Here is a 16,419-nt window from a genome sequence, read left to right on the forward strand (position 1 = left end):
AAAATAAAAATGGGTTCCGTGCTATGCGCAAATATCCAGCCAAAGCGCTGTCATTCTATTCGCTATCGGCAGCTGATGTAGAACTGCTGACCTGCTGGTACGCCGGCAGCTGATAGAACGGCCGCAGCAGGCGCACCACGTCTAGGGCGTCGGCCAGGGCTTCGTGGGCCACTTCGCGGTCGTCGAAGCGGGCGCGGGCCTTGCAGATGCGCATACTGGGCAGGCGCGAGTCTTTGTGCCAATTGAGGTAGAACACGGCCGGGTCGAGCATGGCGGGCTCGGCGCGCACGAGGGTGCCGTAGCCGGGCAGCTCTTTTAGAAAACCCAGGTCGAAGACGCCGATGTTTTTGCCCGCCATGGTCACCGACACGCAGTCCTTGGCATCGGGCCGGAAGCCGTGCGCCAGCAGAAACGCCCGGAGCTGCGGCAGCAGCTCGTCGGGGGTGCACAGCTCAGGATTGGGCTCCTTTTGGGCCAGTTCCTGCAGCAGACGGGCGTTGAGGGCCAGGGCGCCGGCCGTGCCCACGTACTCGGGGTGGCGCACCACGCGGCGGAAGGCGGGCAGTTCGGCCAGCGGCAGGGGATGGCGCGAGTCTTCAATGACGGCGGCCAGCTCCAGAATCTGGTGGCGGCGCGGGTTCGAGCCGGAGGTTTCGAGGTCGAGGGAAACGTAGCGCATATGCCCGGTGTACGGGCAACGGCTCCCGGCCGCTGCCGACTCAGCCGCCAAACACCTTTTTCAGCAGCTCGGTGGTGCGGGCCACGGGGTTTTGGCGGATGTTGGCTTCTTCCTGGGCAATGAGCGTGAACAGGCCGTCGATGGCCTTACCGGTGGCGTACTGGTTGAGGTCGGTTTGCACGGGCTGCACCAGCGGAATGCGGTTGTAGGTGGTGCTGAGCTGGGTGTAGTACCTGGTGGCGCCCACCTTGTCGAGGCTTTGCTGAATAATGGGCTGGAACGCGGTGGTGAGCTGGCCGGTGGTGGTCCGTTTGAGGTACTGCGTGGCCGCGTCCGGCTGCCCGCTCAGGATGTTCCACACATCCGTGAAAGTCAAGCTTTTGATGGCGTTCAGAAAAATGGGCTTGGCACTTTTGGCGGCGTCTTCGGCCCCGCGGTTGAGGCTCAGCTCAAAGGCATCAACCTGGCTGCCCAGGCCCAGGGCGCGCAGCTTGGTGGCCACGCGCTGCGCATCGGCTGGAAATGGAATGCGAATGAGCGAGTTCAGGTTGAAGCCGTCGGTTTGGGAGGCTTGGTCGGCGCCCTTGCTGATGCCCTGGATGAGGGCTTCCTTGAGGCCGTTGGCAGCTTCGGCGTTGCTCACGCCGCCGGGGGCGGTGCCGGCGGCTTTGCCCAGCGGGGGCAGCTTCACGTTGCCGATTTTAGGCAGGGAAATCTGGGCCGAAGCGTGCGTTGCGGCCCCCAGCACGAGGGCCAGCAGCAAAAAAAATCTGTTTTTCATAGAAGCAGATGGGTATAGGCAGAATAATAAAATGCGGCGTTGGGTGTTATCCAGCCAATTAGGATGACGCAAACCTAGCCCTCCCCTTTCCCTGCCGCCCCACGTTATCGACCACGAGGCAACCTCTCACGACCGGAACCGGTCATCCATCGGCTGGGCCGATGGCAGCCGGTGGACGTTTGCAACGGGCGGCGCTGGCAGCGGGATTTTCAGCCGAGATTATTTTTTTCTAAAAAGCTGATTTCACGCGATTCCGAGCTACACTCCTGGTTTTCCCAAGGCTTTCAGCCCGAGTTTACAGCGTCTAACCCTTAGATTAGAGGCTCCTTACCGCCACCCTCCCTCCTTTCCATGAAAATAAACCGCGCTGCCGGGCTGGCCCTGCTTTGCATTCCTTTGTGCGCCCACCTGGCGGCAGGCCAGACGGCGCCCCCCAACGCGGCGCTGGCCTCGGCCTTGGGTGCGGCGCAGCAGCAGTACACGACGTCCTTCGCGCTGTCGTCGCAGCTCTACAACGGCCCCGAATACATTGACTACGCCCGGCGCTACCACGCCCAGACGGGCCATCAGTTTTTTGACCAGCCCACCAGGCAGCCGGGCGCGGTGTTCTACAACGGCCACTACTTTCCCGGCCTGCTGCTGACCTACGACGTGGTGCGCGACCAGATAGTGTTGTCGCCGCCCCGCAGCCCGCTGTCGCTGCGGCTTATCAACGAGAACGTGCGGTCGTTTTCGGTCAACAATCACCGCTTTGTGCGCCTGGTGGCCGATAGCGCCAACAGCCACGTCATTCAAACGGGCTACTACGAGGTGCTGCTCGACAGCACCGTGCAGGTGCTGGCCCGGCGCTCGAAGCGCCTGCAGGAGCAAATTGTGCAGCGCAACATTGACGTGGAGTTTTTGCCGCAAGACCAGTTGTTTATTAATAAGGCCGGCACCTACTACGCCATTGGCCGGAAGACGGCGCTGCTGCGCGTTTTTGCCGACCGCGCCAAGGAGGTGCAGGACTACGCGAAAGCGCAAAAGCTGTCTTTCAAAAAGGCCCGGCTGGAAGCCTCGACGGTGGAGCTGGCCCGCTACTACTCCGGGCTGCCGCGCTAGGGTCCGGCCCGGCCTGCTATTCAGCGTCATTCCTTTCCTTACATGAAATACTGTTATTCTACTTGTTGCGGCTTGTTGCTGCTCTTGCTGAGCCTGACCGGCTACGGGCAGCAGGCCGAAAAAACCATTACCGGCGACTTCAACCACCTGCTGTTTGAGCAATTTGCCAGCCAGCTGGAGGCCCAGACGGCCTACCGGTTCTACTTCGACCCCACGGCCGTGGACAGCCTGTTTGTGACGCTGCGGGTGCAGGACCAGCCGGTGCCGGCCGTGCTCCAGCAAGCCTTGCAAAACACGAAGTTCCGCTTCGCCATCGACGACGAGCGCCGGGTGTTCGTGACCGCCGGCACGGTGATTTCGGCCGCGCCCGCCGCCGATTTCTACCAGCCCCGTCCCGCCACGGCTGCGTCCCTGGTCCCGGCCGACGAAGCCGCCGCGCCGGCGGCCTCCACCCGCTCGCACCTCGTGAGCGCCTCCGAGTACAAGGTGTACGAGATTGGCGCGGGCGGCGGCAGCGGCAAGGTCACGCTGGGGGGCCACATTCGGGAGCTGAAATCGGGCGAGCCGGTGATTGGGGCGTCCATCGTGGCCGAGGCCCTGAACTTGGGGACCACCACCGACCAGTTCGGCTATTATTCGCTCACGCTGCCGGCCGGCCGCCACGACCTGAAAATCCGGGGCCTGGGCATCAAGAACACCAAGCGGCAGGTGGTGCTGCGCGGCAACGGCAAGCTCGAAATTGAGGTGGAAGAAGACATCATTACCCTCAAGGAAGTGGTGATTGAGGCCGAGAAGGACAAGAACGTTTCGGGCATGCAGATGGGCCTGGAGAAGCTGGACATCAAGACCATGCGCCAGGTGCCCACGGCCTTTGGCGAGACGGACATTCTGCGCGTCATCATGACCCTGCCGGGCGTGAAAACCGTGGGCGAGGGCAGCACGGGCCTCAACGTGCGCGGCGGCGCAACGGACCAGAACCTGATTCTGTTCAACGACGCCACCATCTACAACCCGTCGCACTTGTTCGGCTTCTTCTCGGCCTTCAACCCCGACATTTTGCAGGGCGTGGAGCTGTATAAAAGCGCTATTCCGGCCAAGTACGGCGGGCGCCTGGCCTCGGTGCTCGACATCACTACGCGCGAGGGCAACAAGAAAAAGTTTGGCGGGGCGGGCGGCATCGGGCCGCTCACCAGCCGCCTCACGCTGGAAGGGCCCATCCTCAAAGACAAAAGCTCGTTCATTGTGAGCGGCCGGGCCAGCTACTCGGACTGGATTCTGAAGCAGCTGTCGGACAAGAACTTCTCGCAGAGCGCGGCCTCGTTCTACGACGTCACGGCCCACGTCACCCACGAGTTCAACGAAAAGAACACCGTCTACGCCACGGGCTACTTCAGCTCCGACCGGTTTCGGCTGGCCAGCGACACCACCTACAGCTACCGCAACCAGGCCGCCAGCCTGAAGTGGCGCCACAACTTCAGCAACCGGCTCTATGGCGTGCTCACGGGCACCTACAGCCACTACGACTACGACGTGACCTCGACCCAAAACCCGGTCACGGCCTCGCAGCTCAAATACGCCATTGAGCAGTCGGGCGCTCGGGCCGACTTCACGTACTACCCCAACAACCGGCACACCGTGGACTTCGGCGGAAGCACGCTGCTCTACAACATCGCGCCGGGCAGCTTCCTGCCGCGGGGCGACCAGTCGCTCATCCGGCCCGACGTGCTGAGCAAGGAGCGCGCCCTGGAAAGCGCGCTGTATGTGTCGGATAAGTTCGACATCACTTCCCGGTTTTCGGTTTCGGCGGGCCTGCGCTACTCCTTTTTCCAGGCCCTGGGCCCGCGCAATGTGCTGCAATACGCCCCCGGCGAGTCGCGCACCGAAGCGTCCGTTGTCGACACGGTGCGCTACGGCTCGAACAAGGTGCTGGCCTCGTACCAGGGGCCGGAATACCGGCTGTCGGCGCGCTACTCGCTGAACGACCGGGCGTCGGTGAAGGCGAGCTACACCCGCACGCGCCAGTACATTCACCAGCTCACGAACACGGCCTCGGTGTCGCCGACGGACGTGTGGAAGCTGAGCGACAACAACATCCGCCCGCAGGTGGGCGACCAGTACTCGGTGGGCTACTACCGCAACTTCAAGTCGAACACCATCGAGGCGTCGGTCGAAACCTACTACAAGACCCTGCGCGACTTCGTGGACTACAAGAGCGGCGCCACGCTCGTGCTCAACCCCCACATCGAAACCGACATCATCAACGCCGCGGGCAAGGCTTACGGCGTGGAAGTGTTTGTGAAGAAGCTTACCGGCAAGCTCAACGGCTGGGTGGGCTACACCTACTCCCGCTCGCTGGTGCAGGTGAACGCGGCCACCACCGCCGACATGATAAACGGCGGCCGGTACTACCCCAGCAACTTCGACAAGCCGCACGACTTTACACTGGTGGGCAACTACCGCTTTAGCCGGCGCATCAGCACCTCCCTCAACGCCACCTATAGCACCGGGCGGCCCATCACGCTGCCGCTGGCCAAGTACTACCTCGGCAATTCGCAGCGCGTGTACTACTCCGACCGCAACGCCTACCGCGTGCCCGATTATTTCCGCATCGACCTGGCCGTGAACCTCGAGGGCAACCACAAGGTGAAGAAGCTGGCCCACAGCTCCTGGACGGTGGGCGTGTACAACCTCACCGGCCGCCACAACCCTTATTCCATCTATTTCAAGTCGGTGGGCGGGCAAATCAGGGGCTACCAGCTGTCGATTTTCGGCAATCCCATTCCCACCATCACGTATAATTTCAAGTTCTGATATGCAGGTGTCTTCTCTTCTAATCCGGCGGGTGCTGTCGGGGTGCCTGGTGCTGCTGGCGGCCTGCACCGACCCGTACATGCCCGAGGTCATTACGTCGCCGCCCAGCTACCTGGTGGTCGATGGCTTTCTCAACGCCCAGGGCGTGACCACTATCAACCTTTCGCGCACCTACGCCGTGGCCTCGAAAGCCACCCAACCCGTCGAAACCCAGGCCACGGCTTACATCGAGGACGAAGCCGGCACCCGCCTGCCCCTGACCGAGGGCACCGTAAAGGGCACGTACACCTCGGCCGCGCAAACGCTGAACCCGGCCCGCAAATACCGCCTGCATCTGCGCACGCAGGCCGGCAAGGAATACGTGTCGGACTATGTGCCGGTGAAGATTACGCCGGCCTTCGATGCAGTGGACTGGCGCGCGGAACGCGAGGGCCTGGGCATCTACGTGAGCACCCACGACGACGCCAATGCCACGCAATACTACCGCTGGGAATACGAAGAAACTTGGGAGATTATTCCGCCGCTGCGGCCCTCGCTCGAGTTTCTCAACAACAACATAATTCCCATTCGGGTGCCCTACCCCACGGTGTGCTGGGGCACGGAACGGTCGCCGATTGTTCAGCTCACGAAAACCACTTCCCTGAGCCAGGACGTGGTGTCGAACTTTTTGCTGCGCCGCCTGCCCCAAAACTCCGACCGGATTTTCCGGCGCTACAGCCTGCTGGTGCAGCAGCACGCCCTCACCAAAGAGGAATACGCCTACTGGGACCTGCTACGCAAAAACACCGAAAGCATCGGCACGCTCTTCGACCCGCAGCCGGCCCAGCTCACGGGCAACGTGCACTGCGTGAACAGCCCCGACGACCTGGCGATGGGGTTTGTGGGGGCCCACACGCTGCAGCAGCGCCGCATTTTTGTGGAGCGCACCCAGTTGCCCTTCAGCTGGCCTTTCAATGACGGCTTCACGGGCTGCTACCCGCCCGACACACTCGACCTGAGCAAGGTTAAAAACCCTTTCCAGATTTTTCGGTCGGGAGTGGCGTTGCCGGTAGGCCAAATTCCTAAGGGTTATACCATATCCACCCTGGATTGCGTCGATTGTCGTCGCAAGGGCACCACCGTGCGTCCTTCGTTCTGGTAGCCGCTTTCTATTCGTTGAGCTATGATGCCTAAAAAGATATTGCTGGCCACGCCGTTGGCCCTGCTGGCGCTGGCTACCCCCCAAGCCGCCGCGGGCCAGACCGCGCCGCTCGACTCGCTGGACGGCCTCACGGGCAAGCTGTTGCGCTACGAGCAGCGCAGCCCGCACGAAAAGCTGTTCCTGCACCTCGACCGCCCGGTGTACCTCAGCGGCGAAACCCTCTGGTTTAAGGTTTACGCCGCCGATGGCACCCACGCCCGCCCCCTGGCCCTGAGCAGCGTGGCCTACGTGGAAGTGCTGGATGCCGACCGCCAGCCCGTGCTGCAAACCAAGGTGGCCCTGCAGCAAGGCACCGGCCAAGGCACGCTGGTGCTGCCCACGGCCCTGGCGGCGGGCGGCTACACCGTGCGCGCCTACACCAGCTGGATGAAAAACTTCAGCCCCGACGCCTACTTCCACCGCTCCATCACGGTCATCAACACCCAGGCGGCTTCGGGGGCCAGCGCCCGCGATTCGGCCGCGGCCTACGACGCGCAGTTCTTTCCCGAGGGCGGCCACCTGGTGCGGGGCCTGCGCAGCCGGGTGGCCTTCAAAATTACCGACAAGGCCGGGCGCGGCACCGCTGCCGAAGGCCGGGTGCTGAACCAGCGCGGCGCCGTGGTGGCCACCTTCAAAACCCAGCGCTTCGGCATGGGCCACTTCGACTTTACCCCGGCCCCTGGCCCCGACACTTACACGGCCACCGTCACGCTCGGGCCCAAGCGCGTGCTGACGCAGCCGCTGCCCGTGGCGGCCGAGCAGGGCTACGTGATTCGCCTCGACGACACCGGCGCCGACGAACTGACCCTGACGGTGAAAACCAGCAGCCCGCAGCCCGAGCCGCTGGCCCTGCTGGCGCACTCGCGGCAACAGGTGGCCCTGGCCGCCAAGCAGATGCTGGTGAACGGCCAGGCCGTTTTCACTTTCAAAAAAAGCGCCTTGCTCGATGGTGTGTCGCACCTTACGCTGTTCAACGCTGACCGCAAGCCCTTGTGCGAGCGGCTGTATTTCCGGGCGCCCCAACAGCTGCTGGCCCTCACGGCCCAGGCCGACAAGCCGCAGTATGGCGTCCGCAACAAGGTGAGCGTGCAGGTAGCGGCGCCCGCCCCGGCGGCCAGCCTGTCGATGGCCGTGTACCGGCTCGATTCGCTGACCACGGCGCCCGGCCTGGGCATCGACCGCTACCTCTGGCTCACGTCCGAGCTGCAGGGCACGGTGGAAAACCCCGACTACTACTTCACGGCCACCGGCCCGGAAGCCGCCGAAGCCACCGACAACCTGCTGCTGACGCAGGGCTGGAGCCGCTTTAAGTGGGAAGACGTGCTGGCCGCGCCCAAGCCCTTCGAGTTTCTGCCCGAGCCGTACGGCCCTGTGATACAAGCCCAGGTGCTGCAGGCCGGCACCCGCCAGCCCCGGGCCGGCATCAACGTCTTCCTGTCGTCGCCCAGCCGCATCGTGGACCTGAGCGTGGCGGCCAGCAATGCCCAGGGCGTGGTTTGGTTCGAGCCCAACCGCTTCAGCGGCCCCCGCGAAATCATTTTGCAAACCGACGCCGGGCAAGACAGCACCAGCCAACTCACGCTGCTCAGCCCTTTCTCGACCCGCTACGCCGCCGGGGCGCGCCCGGCGTTCGGCCTCACGCCACGCTTCCAGAACGACTACGCCAAGCGGCACTTTCAGGCCCAGGTGCAAAACGCATTCGGCAGCCAATACCGCAACCGCTACGCCTCGGGGCGCGTGGACAGCCTGGCCTTCTTCGGCAAGCCCGATGAAACGTACCTGCTGGACAAGTTTACGCGCTTCAAGGTGATGGAGGAAGTACTGCGCGAGTACGTGCCGGGCGTGGTGGTCCGGATTCGCAAAGACGGCTTTCACCTGCTGGTGACTGACCGGACAAACCGCACCCTGCTGACGGAAAACCCCATGGTGCTGCTCGATGGCATGCCGGTGTTCAACATCAACAAGATAATGGCCTTCAACCCGCTGAAGGTGCGCAAGCTCGACGTGCTGGACGGCCGCTACTTTCACGGCCCGGCCGTGTACAACGGCATCGTGAGCTTCACCACTTACAAAGGCGACCTCGAAGGCTTCCCGCTCGACCCGCACGTGCTGGTGCAGGAGTACGAGGGCGTGCAGCACCAGCGCGAGTTCTACGCCCCGCGCTACGACACGCCCGAGGCCGCCAAAAGCCGCCTGCCCGACCTGCGCAACCTGCTCTACTGGAACCCGGATATCAACCTGACCGGCTCCACCGCCAAGACGCTGGACTTCTACACCGGCGACCAGGCTGGGCGCTACTTGGTGGTGCTACAGGGGCTGGCCACCAACGGGCTGGCCGGCAGCCGCAGCTTTGTGCTGGACGTGAAGCCGGCCTTGTAGCCTCAGTGCTTATTGCGAAAAAGGGACAGTGCCGGGTTTGAAGCCGGCACTGTCCCTTTTTTGCTACTCATTCTGTGCGCTTACTCCACCACGATGCGGCGGGTGGCCGGGCCGCTGGCGTAGTCCACGCGCAGCACGTATACGCCCGGGGCCAGCGCGGCTGTGTTGAGCGAAACGTCGGCGGCCGTGGCTTCTTGGCTGATGACGGTTTTACCCAGCGCGTCCAGCAATTGCACGCGCTGCGGGTGGGCGCTGGCTTCCAGTTGCAGGTGCAGCACCTCGCGGGCCGGCACGGGCCAGGCCTGAATCCGACTGTCTGCTTTGGCCGTGCGCACGGCCAGCACGCCGGTGGGCAGGAAGCGCACCAAGCCCGTGGCGGGCTGCCCTGCCGCCTGCAGGAAGTAGCCGCCCGCTACAACAGCACCATCGGGCTGCACCAGCACATCCGATACTGAGTAGCGCTCAAAAACAGGGGTGCCGGTCGGATTGGTGATGAGGCTGGTGCTGAAAGTAGCATCGAGCTGGCCATTTGCCTCGAGCCGGGCCAGCAAGGTAGCCGGGGCACCGAACTGGCTGCTTTGCTGCATGTAGCCGCCCACTACCAGCCGGCCATCGGCCTGTGCGGCTACGGCATTCACCCCGGAATAGGCCAGCGCTGGTCCGGCAATGGGCTGGAAAGGCGTTGTAAAGCCCGCTACATCGGCCCCGCTGGCCGTGGCCCGGGCCAGCACTCTGGTAGCACCCAATACGCCGGAAGTGATGTAGTCGCCGGTGGCCGATACCTGATAAACCCGGTCCAAGCCCGTGTAAGGCAATCCCTGCGATGCCTGGGCCGGGGGCGTATAAGCAAATGCGGGGTCCGGGTTGCCGCCCGGTAACAGGCGCTGCAGGGTCTGGCTATAAGTTGCTCCGGTTACGGGCACTACGCACACAATAGAACCATTTGCCTGCACCAGCCCGCTGTAGACGACCGGCTGGGCAGCCGGTGGGGCAAAGGTGGGCTCTACGCTGCCGTTGGCCAGAAGCCGGGTCAGGTTGGCCTTGCCAGCAGCATCGGTGAACGCCCCGCCCACGATTATCTGCCCACCGGCTTGCTCGGCCAGCAATTGAATGCGGCTGCGCGGTGAAGAAGCAGTCAGTGGTATTGCGGGTACAAAGCCCGGGTCGGCAAGGCCGCTCGTAGTTAAGCGCGCAAATACCGGTTCCTCGGGCGAACTATTGGCGGTGTAAGTGTTGCCGTTTAATGTGTTGCCGGCAACCAGCACCTTGTCATCGGCCTGCACAGCCAATGCCGACAGGGTCCAGGAGGCGCTGTTGGGTTGCCGCCAGGCAAAGTTCAAGTCAGGCTGCCCGTCCGGCAGCAGTCGCGCAATGCGGTCGGTCAGGTGGCCGTCAATGCTGTTGAAATACCCCGCAATGAGCAGCTTGCCATCGGCTTGCCGCACCACTTTCCGCACATTTCCCGGCACTTGTAGCAAGGGTGCAAAGGTCGTTTCCAACGCCCCGGTAGGCTGCAAGAGGGACAGCGTGCGGCGCTGCCCCGAAAAATTGCTGGTGTAGCCCCATGTCAGCAGGTTGCCGTTGGGCAGGCCCCGCAGCTCGCTCAGCGCCCAGTCGGGACCGCTGCCCGGCTGGAAAGCGGCATCGAGAGCGCCGTTTGCCTGCAAACGCACCAGTTGAGCGTCGAAACGGGCTCCGGTTTGCGACAAAGTAGAGTAGGTGCTCTGTAGCACCGCTACCTGCCCGTTGGGCGTCACCACCAGGCGCTGGCAGTCGCGCCCCGCCACGCTGGCCGGCACGGCAAAGCCGGGGTCGAGTGCCCCGGTAGGCAGCAAGCGAAATATCGAAACAGATTGCCCGCCAACGACATTGATAGCATAGCCACCAACCACCACAGAACCATTGGCAGTTAAGGCAATCGAATTGACGTAGAGCGGAGCATTGGTGTAGGCTTGGTTCTGGAAGCTGGTGTCGGTGCTGCCATTGGTGTTCAGCCGGGCCACAAAAAACGCACGGCTGCCGTTGAGCCAAGTGAATGGGCCACCCAGGATAATTTTCCCGTCGGTTTGCAGCAGCATCTGATTTACTTGCGAACCGTAAGTCAGCGAAACGCTGAAGCTTGGGTCAAGCGTCCCATCGCTCTGCAAACGCACGATTTCCGCATTCGCGTTGGTTGTAAAATCGCCCCGAATGATAATTCGGCCATCTGCCTGGAGCAGCATTTCCCTTACCTCGGGGGCAGGATAACTCCCCGAAAAAGTCACGTTAAGGGTGGGGTCCAACGTACCATTGGCGTTAAGCCGAAACAAATAGTTGCGCTGCGTAGCGCCGTTTTGGTAGCGGCCCTGCACCAAAAGCTGCCCATTGGGCATGGGCAGCAGCTTCCCCGCCCACACGGTGGCCGCGCTTAGGTTTTGCCGAAATACCTGGTCCTCAACGCCCGCCGCATCGAAGCGTGCCAAGCCGCTGCCCGCCTGGCCATTGATGCGGGTGAAATCCCCAGCAACCACGAACTGCCCGTTCGGCATCTGGACCGCATCTTTCACCGTGGCCTCCCCATAAATCGCGGGAATATGAAACGCGGGGTCAAGCGTTTGGGCCAGGAGCCGGTTCGGAAGCCAAGCCAGTAGTGCCAACCATAAAATCGGAATTCGTAAGTGATGCATCATCGGGCCAGTGGAAAGAGGTGAATGTGGAAGTAACAGAATTCAGTACTAATGTATTGCGCGACAACTTGACTATTCAGAAGCTTGCTGAAATGAGCAAAAATCCAGCCACGTACCACGTTCCAACGTACTTTCGTTCTATGTCCGACACCGCCGCTCCCGCCCCCAAAAAGCTTTTCCTGCTCGACGCGTTTGCCCTCATCTACCGCTCGCACTTCGCGTTCAGCAAAAACCCGCGCATCAACTCCAAGGGCATGAACACGGGCGCCGTGCTCGGCTTCACCAACACGCTGGTGGAGGTGCTGCAAAAGGAGAAGCCCACCCACATCGGCGTGTGCTTCGATGCGGCCAAGAAAACCTTCCGCCACGACCAGTTTGCCGAGTACAAGGCCCAGCGCCAGGCCATGCCCGAGGACATCGGCATCGCCATTCCCTACATCAAGAAAATCATCCAGGGCTTCCACATCCCCATCCTGATGATGGACGGCTTCGAGGCCGACGACGTTATCGGCACGCTGGCCCAGAAAGCGGAGAAGGAAGGCTTCGAGGTGTTTATGATGACGCCCGACAAGGACTACTGCCAACTGGTGACGGAGCACATCAAAATCTACCGCCCCGCCTTCATGGGCAACGCGGCCGAAATCCTGGACGTGGACCATGTGCTGGCCCGCTTCGAGATTGAGCGCGTGGAGCAAGTCATTGACATTCTGGGCCTGCAGGGCGATGCTTCGGACAACATCCCGGGCATTCCCGGAATTGGCGAGAAGACGGCCAAGGCCCTGATAAAGCAATACGGCTCGGTGGAAAACCTGATTGCCAACTCCGACCAGCTCAAGGGCAAGCAGCAGGAAAACGTGCGCAACTTCGCCGAGCAGGGCTTGATGAGCAAGGAGCTGGCCACCATCCACGTGAACGTGCCGCTCGACTTCGAGCCCGACAAGCTGGTGCTCGACGCGCCCGACGAGAACACCCTGCGCGAGCTGTTTGAGGAGCTGGAGTTCCGGCAGCTGTCGGCCCGCATTTTGGGCGGGGGCAGCGGCCCGGCCCGCATGCCGGCCAGCGTGGCCGCTCCTGGCTCCAAGCCCGTGCGGCGGCCCCGGGCAGCGGCCGGGCAGGCCTCCTTATTCGGCAACCCCGGCGACGAGGCCGTGGCCATTGGCGCCGAAGAAGGCGAAACGGCCGGCTACGGGGCGCCCAGCGGCCCACGCAAGCGGCTGGAGGACGTGCCGTATAACTACCACCTGATGGATACGCCGGAGCTGCGTAAGTCGCTGCTGGGCTTCCTGATGCAGCAAACGGAAGTGAGCTTCGACACCGAAACGACCGGGCTGGATATTATGACCGCGCGGCTGGTGGGCCTGAGCTTCTGCTGGCTGCCGGGCGAAGCTTACTACGTGCCCGTGCCCACTGAGGACCAGACCGCCGTGCAAGCCATTGTGGAGGAGTTCTGCCCGTTTTTCTCGGCCTCAACCATCCTGAAAATCGGCCAGAACGTGAAGTACGACCTCACCATTCTGCGCCATTACAGCGTGGAAGTGAGCGGGCCGCTGTTCGACACCATGCTGGCCCACTACCTCATCGAGCCCGACATGCGCCACAACATGGACGTGCTGGCCGAAACCTACCTGCACTACACGCCCGTGAGCATCATCGAGCTCATCGGCCCCAAAGGCAAGAAGCAGAAAACCATGGCCGACATTCCGCCGGCCGAAGTGAAAGACTACGCCTGCGAAGACGCCGACGTGACCCTGCAGCTCAAGCACGTATTCGAGCCCATGCTCAAGGACCTGGGTTTGCTGGGCTTGCTCAACGACGTGGAAAACCCCTTGGTGCCGGTGCTCAGCAGCATCGAATACGAGGGCGTGAAGATTGACTCGGGCGCGATGAATGAGTACTCGGCCGAGCTGCAGGGCTACATCACGGAGCTGGAAGGGCAGATTTTCCGCGAGGCCGGGCAGGAGTTCAACATCGGCTCGCCCAAGCAGCTGGGTGAGGTGCTGTTCGATAAGATGGACATCGGCAAGGGCAAGGTGAAGAAAACCAAAACTGGCCAGTACGCCACCGGCGAGGAGGTGCTCAGCCAGCTCGCCGCCGACAACCCCATTGCCGGCCTCATCCTTGAGCACCGCCAGCTCACCAAGCTGCGCAGCACCTACGTGGAAGCCCTACCCCAGCTGGTGAGCGTGGTGGACGGCCGTGTGCACACCAACTTCAACCAGGCCGTGACGGCTACCGGCCGCCTCAGCAGCACCAACCCCAACCTGCAGAACATCCCCATCCGCACGGAGAAGGGCCGCGAAATCCGCAAAGCCTTCGTGCCGCGCGACGATAAGCACGTGCTGCTGGCCGCCGACTACTCGCAGGTGGAGCTGCGCATTATGGCCGACTTTTCGGGCGATAAAACCATGATTGAAGCCTTCCGCCTGGGCCAGGACGTGCACACCAGCACGGCCAGCAAGGTGTTCAAGGTGCCGCTCGAAGCCGTGGACGGCGAAATGCGCCGCAAAGCCAAAACCGTCAATTTCGGCATCATCTACGGCATTTCAGCCTTTGGGCTGGCCCAGCGCATCGGCATCGGCCGCAAGGAAGCCACCGACATCATCGAGACCTACTTCCAGGAATTCCCCTCAGTGAAGGCCTTCATGGACGAGAGCATCAACCGCGCCCGCGAGTTGGAATACGCCGAAACGCTGCTCAAGCGCCGCCGCTACCTGCGCGACATCAACTCGCGCAACGCCACGCTGCGCGGCTACACCGAGCGCAACGCCATCAACGCCCCCATCCAGGGCACGGCCGCCGACATCATCAAGATGGCCATGATTAACATCTACCACTGGCTGCGCGAGGAGAAGCTCCAAACCCGCATGATACTGCAGGTGCACGACGAACTGGTCTTCGACGCCGTGCAGGAGGAAGTCGAATACATCACCCCCAAAATCAAGGAGCTAATGACTACGGCCCTGCTGTTGCCCCACGGCGTGCCGCTGGAAGTAGAAGTGGGCACTGGTCGCAACTGGCTGCAGGCCCACTAACTAGATTCCTGCCTGTGGAAATGCCAAGCTGGTGGAGGGCGCTATTGATTGCCTTAAGCATGGGACTGCCCCTGGCTAGCTGGGGGCAGAACGACACTGCTGCCGCTTTTCAACCCCTATTGCGACGATTGTACAGTGAGCGGTTTTATAACGCTTTCAAGACACCGGCGAGCTTTTCGCTACCCATTGTGTACCGAGACAGTGTTTTTGATGCTGATAAGCAACGGGTTCTAAATTTTGAGTTGCAACTAGCTGATGAACCCTTAGCGCTAAAGCGTCGGATAGTCCAGTTGAACGGCCACGGCTACCCAGTAGCCTACCCCGTGGTCTTTCAAAATCACTTGGTGGCCCTCTTTAAAAACGGAAAATTTGGCTGTTATAATCTGAATGATTTAGCCCCTAATGACGCATTAGAGCGGCAGCTCAACACCAACAACTGGAAGCAGTTTTGGCTCTTGAATGGAAAGTTGGTGGCGCAAAGCGCAAGCAGGACTTACTCTTTTGAACCAGCTTCCGGCTGGCACCTTTCCAAGCAGCCGGTTCCTTTAGGTCAGCGGCCGAAGCTGTACGAAGACGCACGCTACGTAGCCTACTCCGACTGCAACGGGGAGTTTGGCGGCACGGTGTATTTCTATAATAAACAAACCCGAAAGACGCACCGCGCCAATGCAACCTGCGCCAATAGCCTATGGCAGGAAGATGGAAAATACCGTCTCCTAACATCGCTGGGCCACCTGATGGGCTCGGCTGGTTGTGCCATCATTCCTGACCCGGATGTATTGCCACTAGCAACTCATTCTGCTAATGAAAAAGTCAACTGGCAATACCGTTTTACACTACCGGAAAAAGGAGTAACCCCCGTTTTTAGGTTTCATGGGCTGCAGCTTTTGAGTGGGTTCAACTGGCACAATAAAAACTTGTACTTGATGAACTGGCGCCAAACCAGTTTTCTGGTAACGATTAGCAATCAAGTTATTACCATAGTAGACCCCTTGTTTGCCGACAATCTTTACACCCATGACCCCATCACGAACTCCTATAGTTCGGACCTGGCCGTAAGCAACATCAATTTATTCGATTTGGGTGAGCGTACTGTGTTGGCAACGCTGATATGGCAAGGCCAACAGCTTACCAAGGTAGAATGGAATGAATAATTTCAAAATCAGCTGATTGCGAGAATTTGGCTAGTGGCTTTATAACTTATAAAGTCATTTGTTCCTGCCTTGTACGCAGCCGCTTTGGCTGCGTAGTTAGCCCTCAAATTTGCTTGCCATGATGTTCTCCGCCGGCGTGTAGCATGCACCCCAGCAGGCCGGCCTCCGTATAGCTTTCGCACTTTACGTTTACCAACGCCATGCCTCACCCTTCGCATACTTCCACCCTGCAAAACCTGGCCCGCGGCGTGCTGGGCTCTTTCATGGTGCTGGCCGGCACCGGGCACCTCACCTTTGCGCGCCGCGAGTTCCAGGCGCAGGTGCCCGACTTTGTGCCCGGCGACAAGGACACCACCGTGCTGGCCTCGGGCGTGGTCGAAATTGGGCTGGGGCTGGCGCTGCTGTTGCTGAAGGGTAAGAACCGGCGGCGCATGGGCGTGGGGCTGGCCGCCTTCTACGCGGCCGTGTTTCCCGGCAATGTGCACCAGTACACCGAGCGCATTTCCGCTTTTGGCCTCGATACGGATGCCAAGCGGCTGGCGCGGCTGTTTTTCCAGCCCGTGCTGATGGGCGCGGCCCTGTACTCGACCGGCGCGCTGCAGTCGCTTAAGAAACAGAAATAGCCAACTTCAGTGG

The 16,419-nt window shown here is 61.5% G+C and carries 10 protein-coding genes; 7 read left to right on the top strand and 3 right to left on the bottom strand.

The genetic code is table 11. The features are described from left to right. Window positions 1-55: 55 nt before the first annotated feature. Both MTP16_RS05800 and MTP16_RS05805 read right to left on the bottom strand, forming a co-directional pair. A complete protein-coding gene (locus MTP16_RS05800) occupies window positions 56-679 on the bottom strand; it encodes a 3'-5' exonuclease (RefSeq protein ID WP_243516707.1) in 624 nt (207 codons plus the stop codon). A 40-nt stretch (window positions 680-719) separates the two neighbouring features. Next, entirely contained in the window at window positions 720-1,460 is a 741-nt protein-coding gene (locus tag MTP16_RS05805; protein ID WP_243516709.1) for a DUF4197 domain-containing protein, read from the bottom strand. Window positions 1,461-1,811: 351 nt separating this feature from the next. Between MTP16_RS05805 and MTP16_RS05810 the strand changes: the two genes are divergently transcribed. From MTP16_RS05810 to MTP16_RS05825, 4 genes are read left to right on the top strand one after another with little or no spacing between them, the layout of a single operon-like run. Continuing rightward, a complete protein-coding gene (locus MTP16_RS05810; RefSeq protein ID WP_243516711.1) occupies window positions 1,812-2,561 on the top strand; it encodes a hypothetical protein in 750 nt (249 codons plus the stop codon). 42 nt (window positions 2,562-2,603) lie between these two features. Then, the gene (locus MTP16_RS05815) at window positions 2,604-5,372 is read left to right on the top strand and encodes a TonB-dependent receptor (protein WP_243516712.1); all 2,769 of its coding nucleotides are present in this window, start codon (window positions 2,604-2,606) and stop codon (window positions 5,370-5,372) included. A gap of 7 nt (window positions 5,373-5,379) precedes the next feature. Continuing rightward, entirely contained in the window at window positions 5,380-6,513 is a 1,134-nt protein-coding gene (locus MTP16_RS05820; protein WP_243516713.1) for a DUF4249 domain-containing protein, read from the top strand. 21 nt (window positions 6,514-6,534) lie between these two features. Next, the gene (locus MTP16_RS05825; RefSeq protein WP_243516714.1) at window positions 6,535-8,931 is read left to right on the top strand and encodes an MG2 domain-containing protein; all 2,397 of its coding nucleotides are present in this window, start codon (window positions 6,535-6,537) and stop codon (window positions 8,929-8,931) included. An 80-nt stretch (window positions 8,932-9,011) separates the two neighbouring features. On the opposite strand, the gene MTP16_RS05830 is transcribed toward MTP16_RS05825, so the two are convergent. Further along, on the bottom strand, window positions 9,012-11,477 hold the full coding sequence (locus tag MTP16_RS05830; protein ID WP_243516715.1) for a T9SS type A sorting domain-containing protein: 2,466 nt from the start codon (window positions 11,475-11,477) through the stop codon (window positions 9,012-9,014). 260 nt (window positions 11,478-11,737) lie between these two features. Between MTP16_RS05830 and polA the strand changes: the two genes are divergently transcribed. The 3 genes from polA (at window position 11,738) to MTP16_RS05845 (ending at window position 16,406) form a co-directional block, all read left to right on the top strand. After that, on the top strand, window positions 11,738-14,629 hold the full coding sequence (gene polA, locus MTP16_RS05835; RefSeq protein ID WP_243516716.1) for a DNA polymerase I: 2,892 nt from the start codon (window positions 11,738-11,740) through the stop codon (window positions 14,627-14,629). 14 nt (window positions 14,630-14,643) lie between these two features. After that, the gene (locus MTP16_RS05840) at window positions 14,644-15,783 is read left to right on the top strand and encodes a hypothetical protein (RefSeq protein ID WP_243516717.1); all 1,140 of its coding nucleotides are present in this window, start codon (window positions 14,644-14,646) and stop codon (window positions 15,781-15,783) included. A gap of 200 nt (window positions 15,784-15,983) precedes the next feature. Further along, on the top strand, window positions 15,984-16,406 hold the full coding sequence (locus MTP16_RS05845) for a DoxX family protein (RefSeq protein WP_243516718.1): 423 nt from the start codon (window positions 15,984-15,986) through the stop codon (window positions 16,404-16,406). Window positions 16,407-16,419 lie beyond the last annotated feature (13 nt).

Source organism: Hymenobacter monticola (assembly GCF_022811645.1).
In the GTDB taxonomy this organism is placed as follows: domain Bacteria; phylum Bacteroidota; class Bacteroidia; order Cytophagales; family Hymenobacteraceae; genus Hymenobacter; species Hymenobacter monticola.

Excerpts from the sequence above, each read along its gene's own strand:
- MTP16_RS05800 (WP_243516707.1), bottom strand. The coding sequence starts at position 679 with ATGCGCTACGTTTCCCTCGACCTCGAAACCTCCGGCTCGAACCCGCGC.
- MTP16_RS05805 (WP_243516709.1), bottom strand. The coding sequence starts at position 1,460 with ATGAAAAACAGATTTTTTTTGCTGCTGGCCCTCGTGCTGGGGGCCGCA.
- MTP16_RS05810 (WP_243516711.1), top strand. The coding sequence starts at position 1,812 with ATGAAAATAAACCGCGCTGCCGGGCTGGCCCTGCTTTGCATTCCTTTG.
- MTP16_RS05815 (WP_243516712.1), top strand. The coding sequence starts at position 2,604 with ATGAAATACTGTTATTCTACTTGTTGCGGCTTGTTGCTGCTCTTGCTG.
- MTP16_RS05825 (WP_243516714.1), top strand. The coding sequence starts at position 6,535 with ATGATGCCTAAAAAGATATTGCTGGCCACGCCGTTGGCCCTGCTGGCG.
- polA (WP_243516716.1), top strand. The coding sequence starts at position 11,738 with ATGTCCGACACCGCCGCTCCCGCCCCCAAAAAGCTTTTCCTGCTCGAC.
- MTP16_RS05845 (WP_243516718.1), top strand. The coding sequence starts at position 15,984 with ATGCCTCACCCTTCGCATACTTCCACCCTGCAAAACCTGGCCCGCGGC.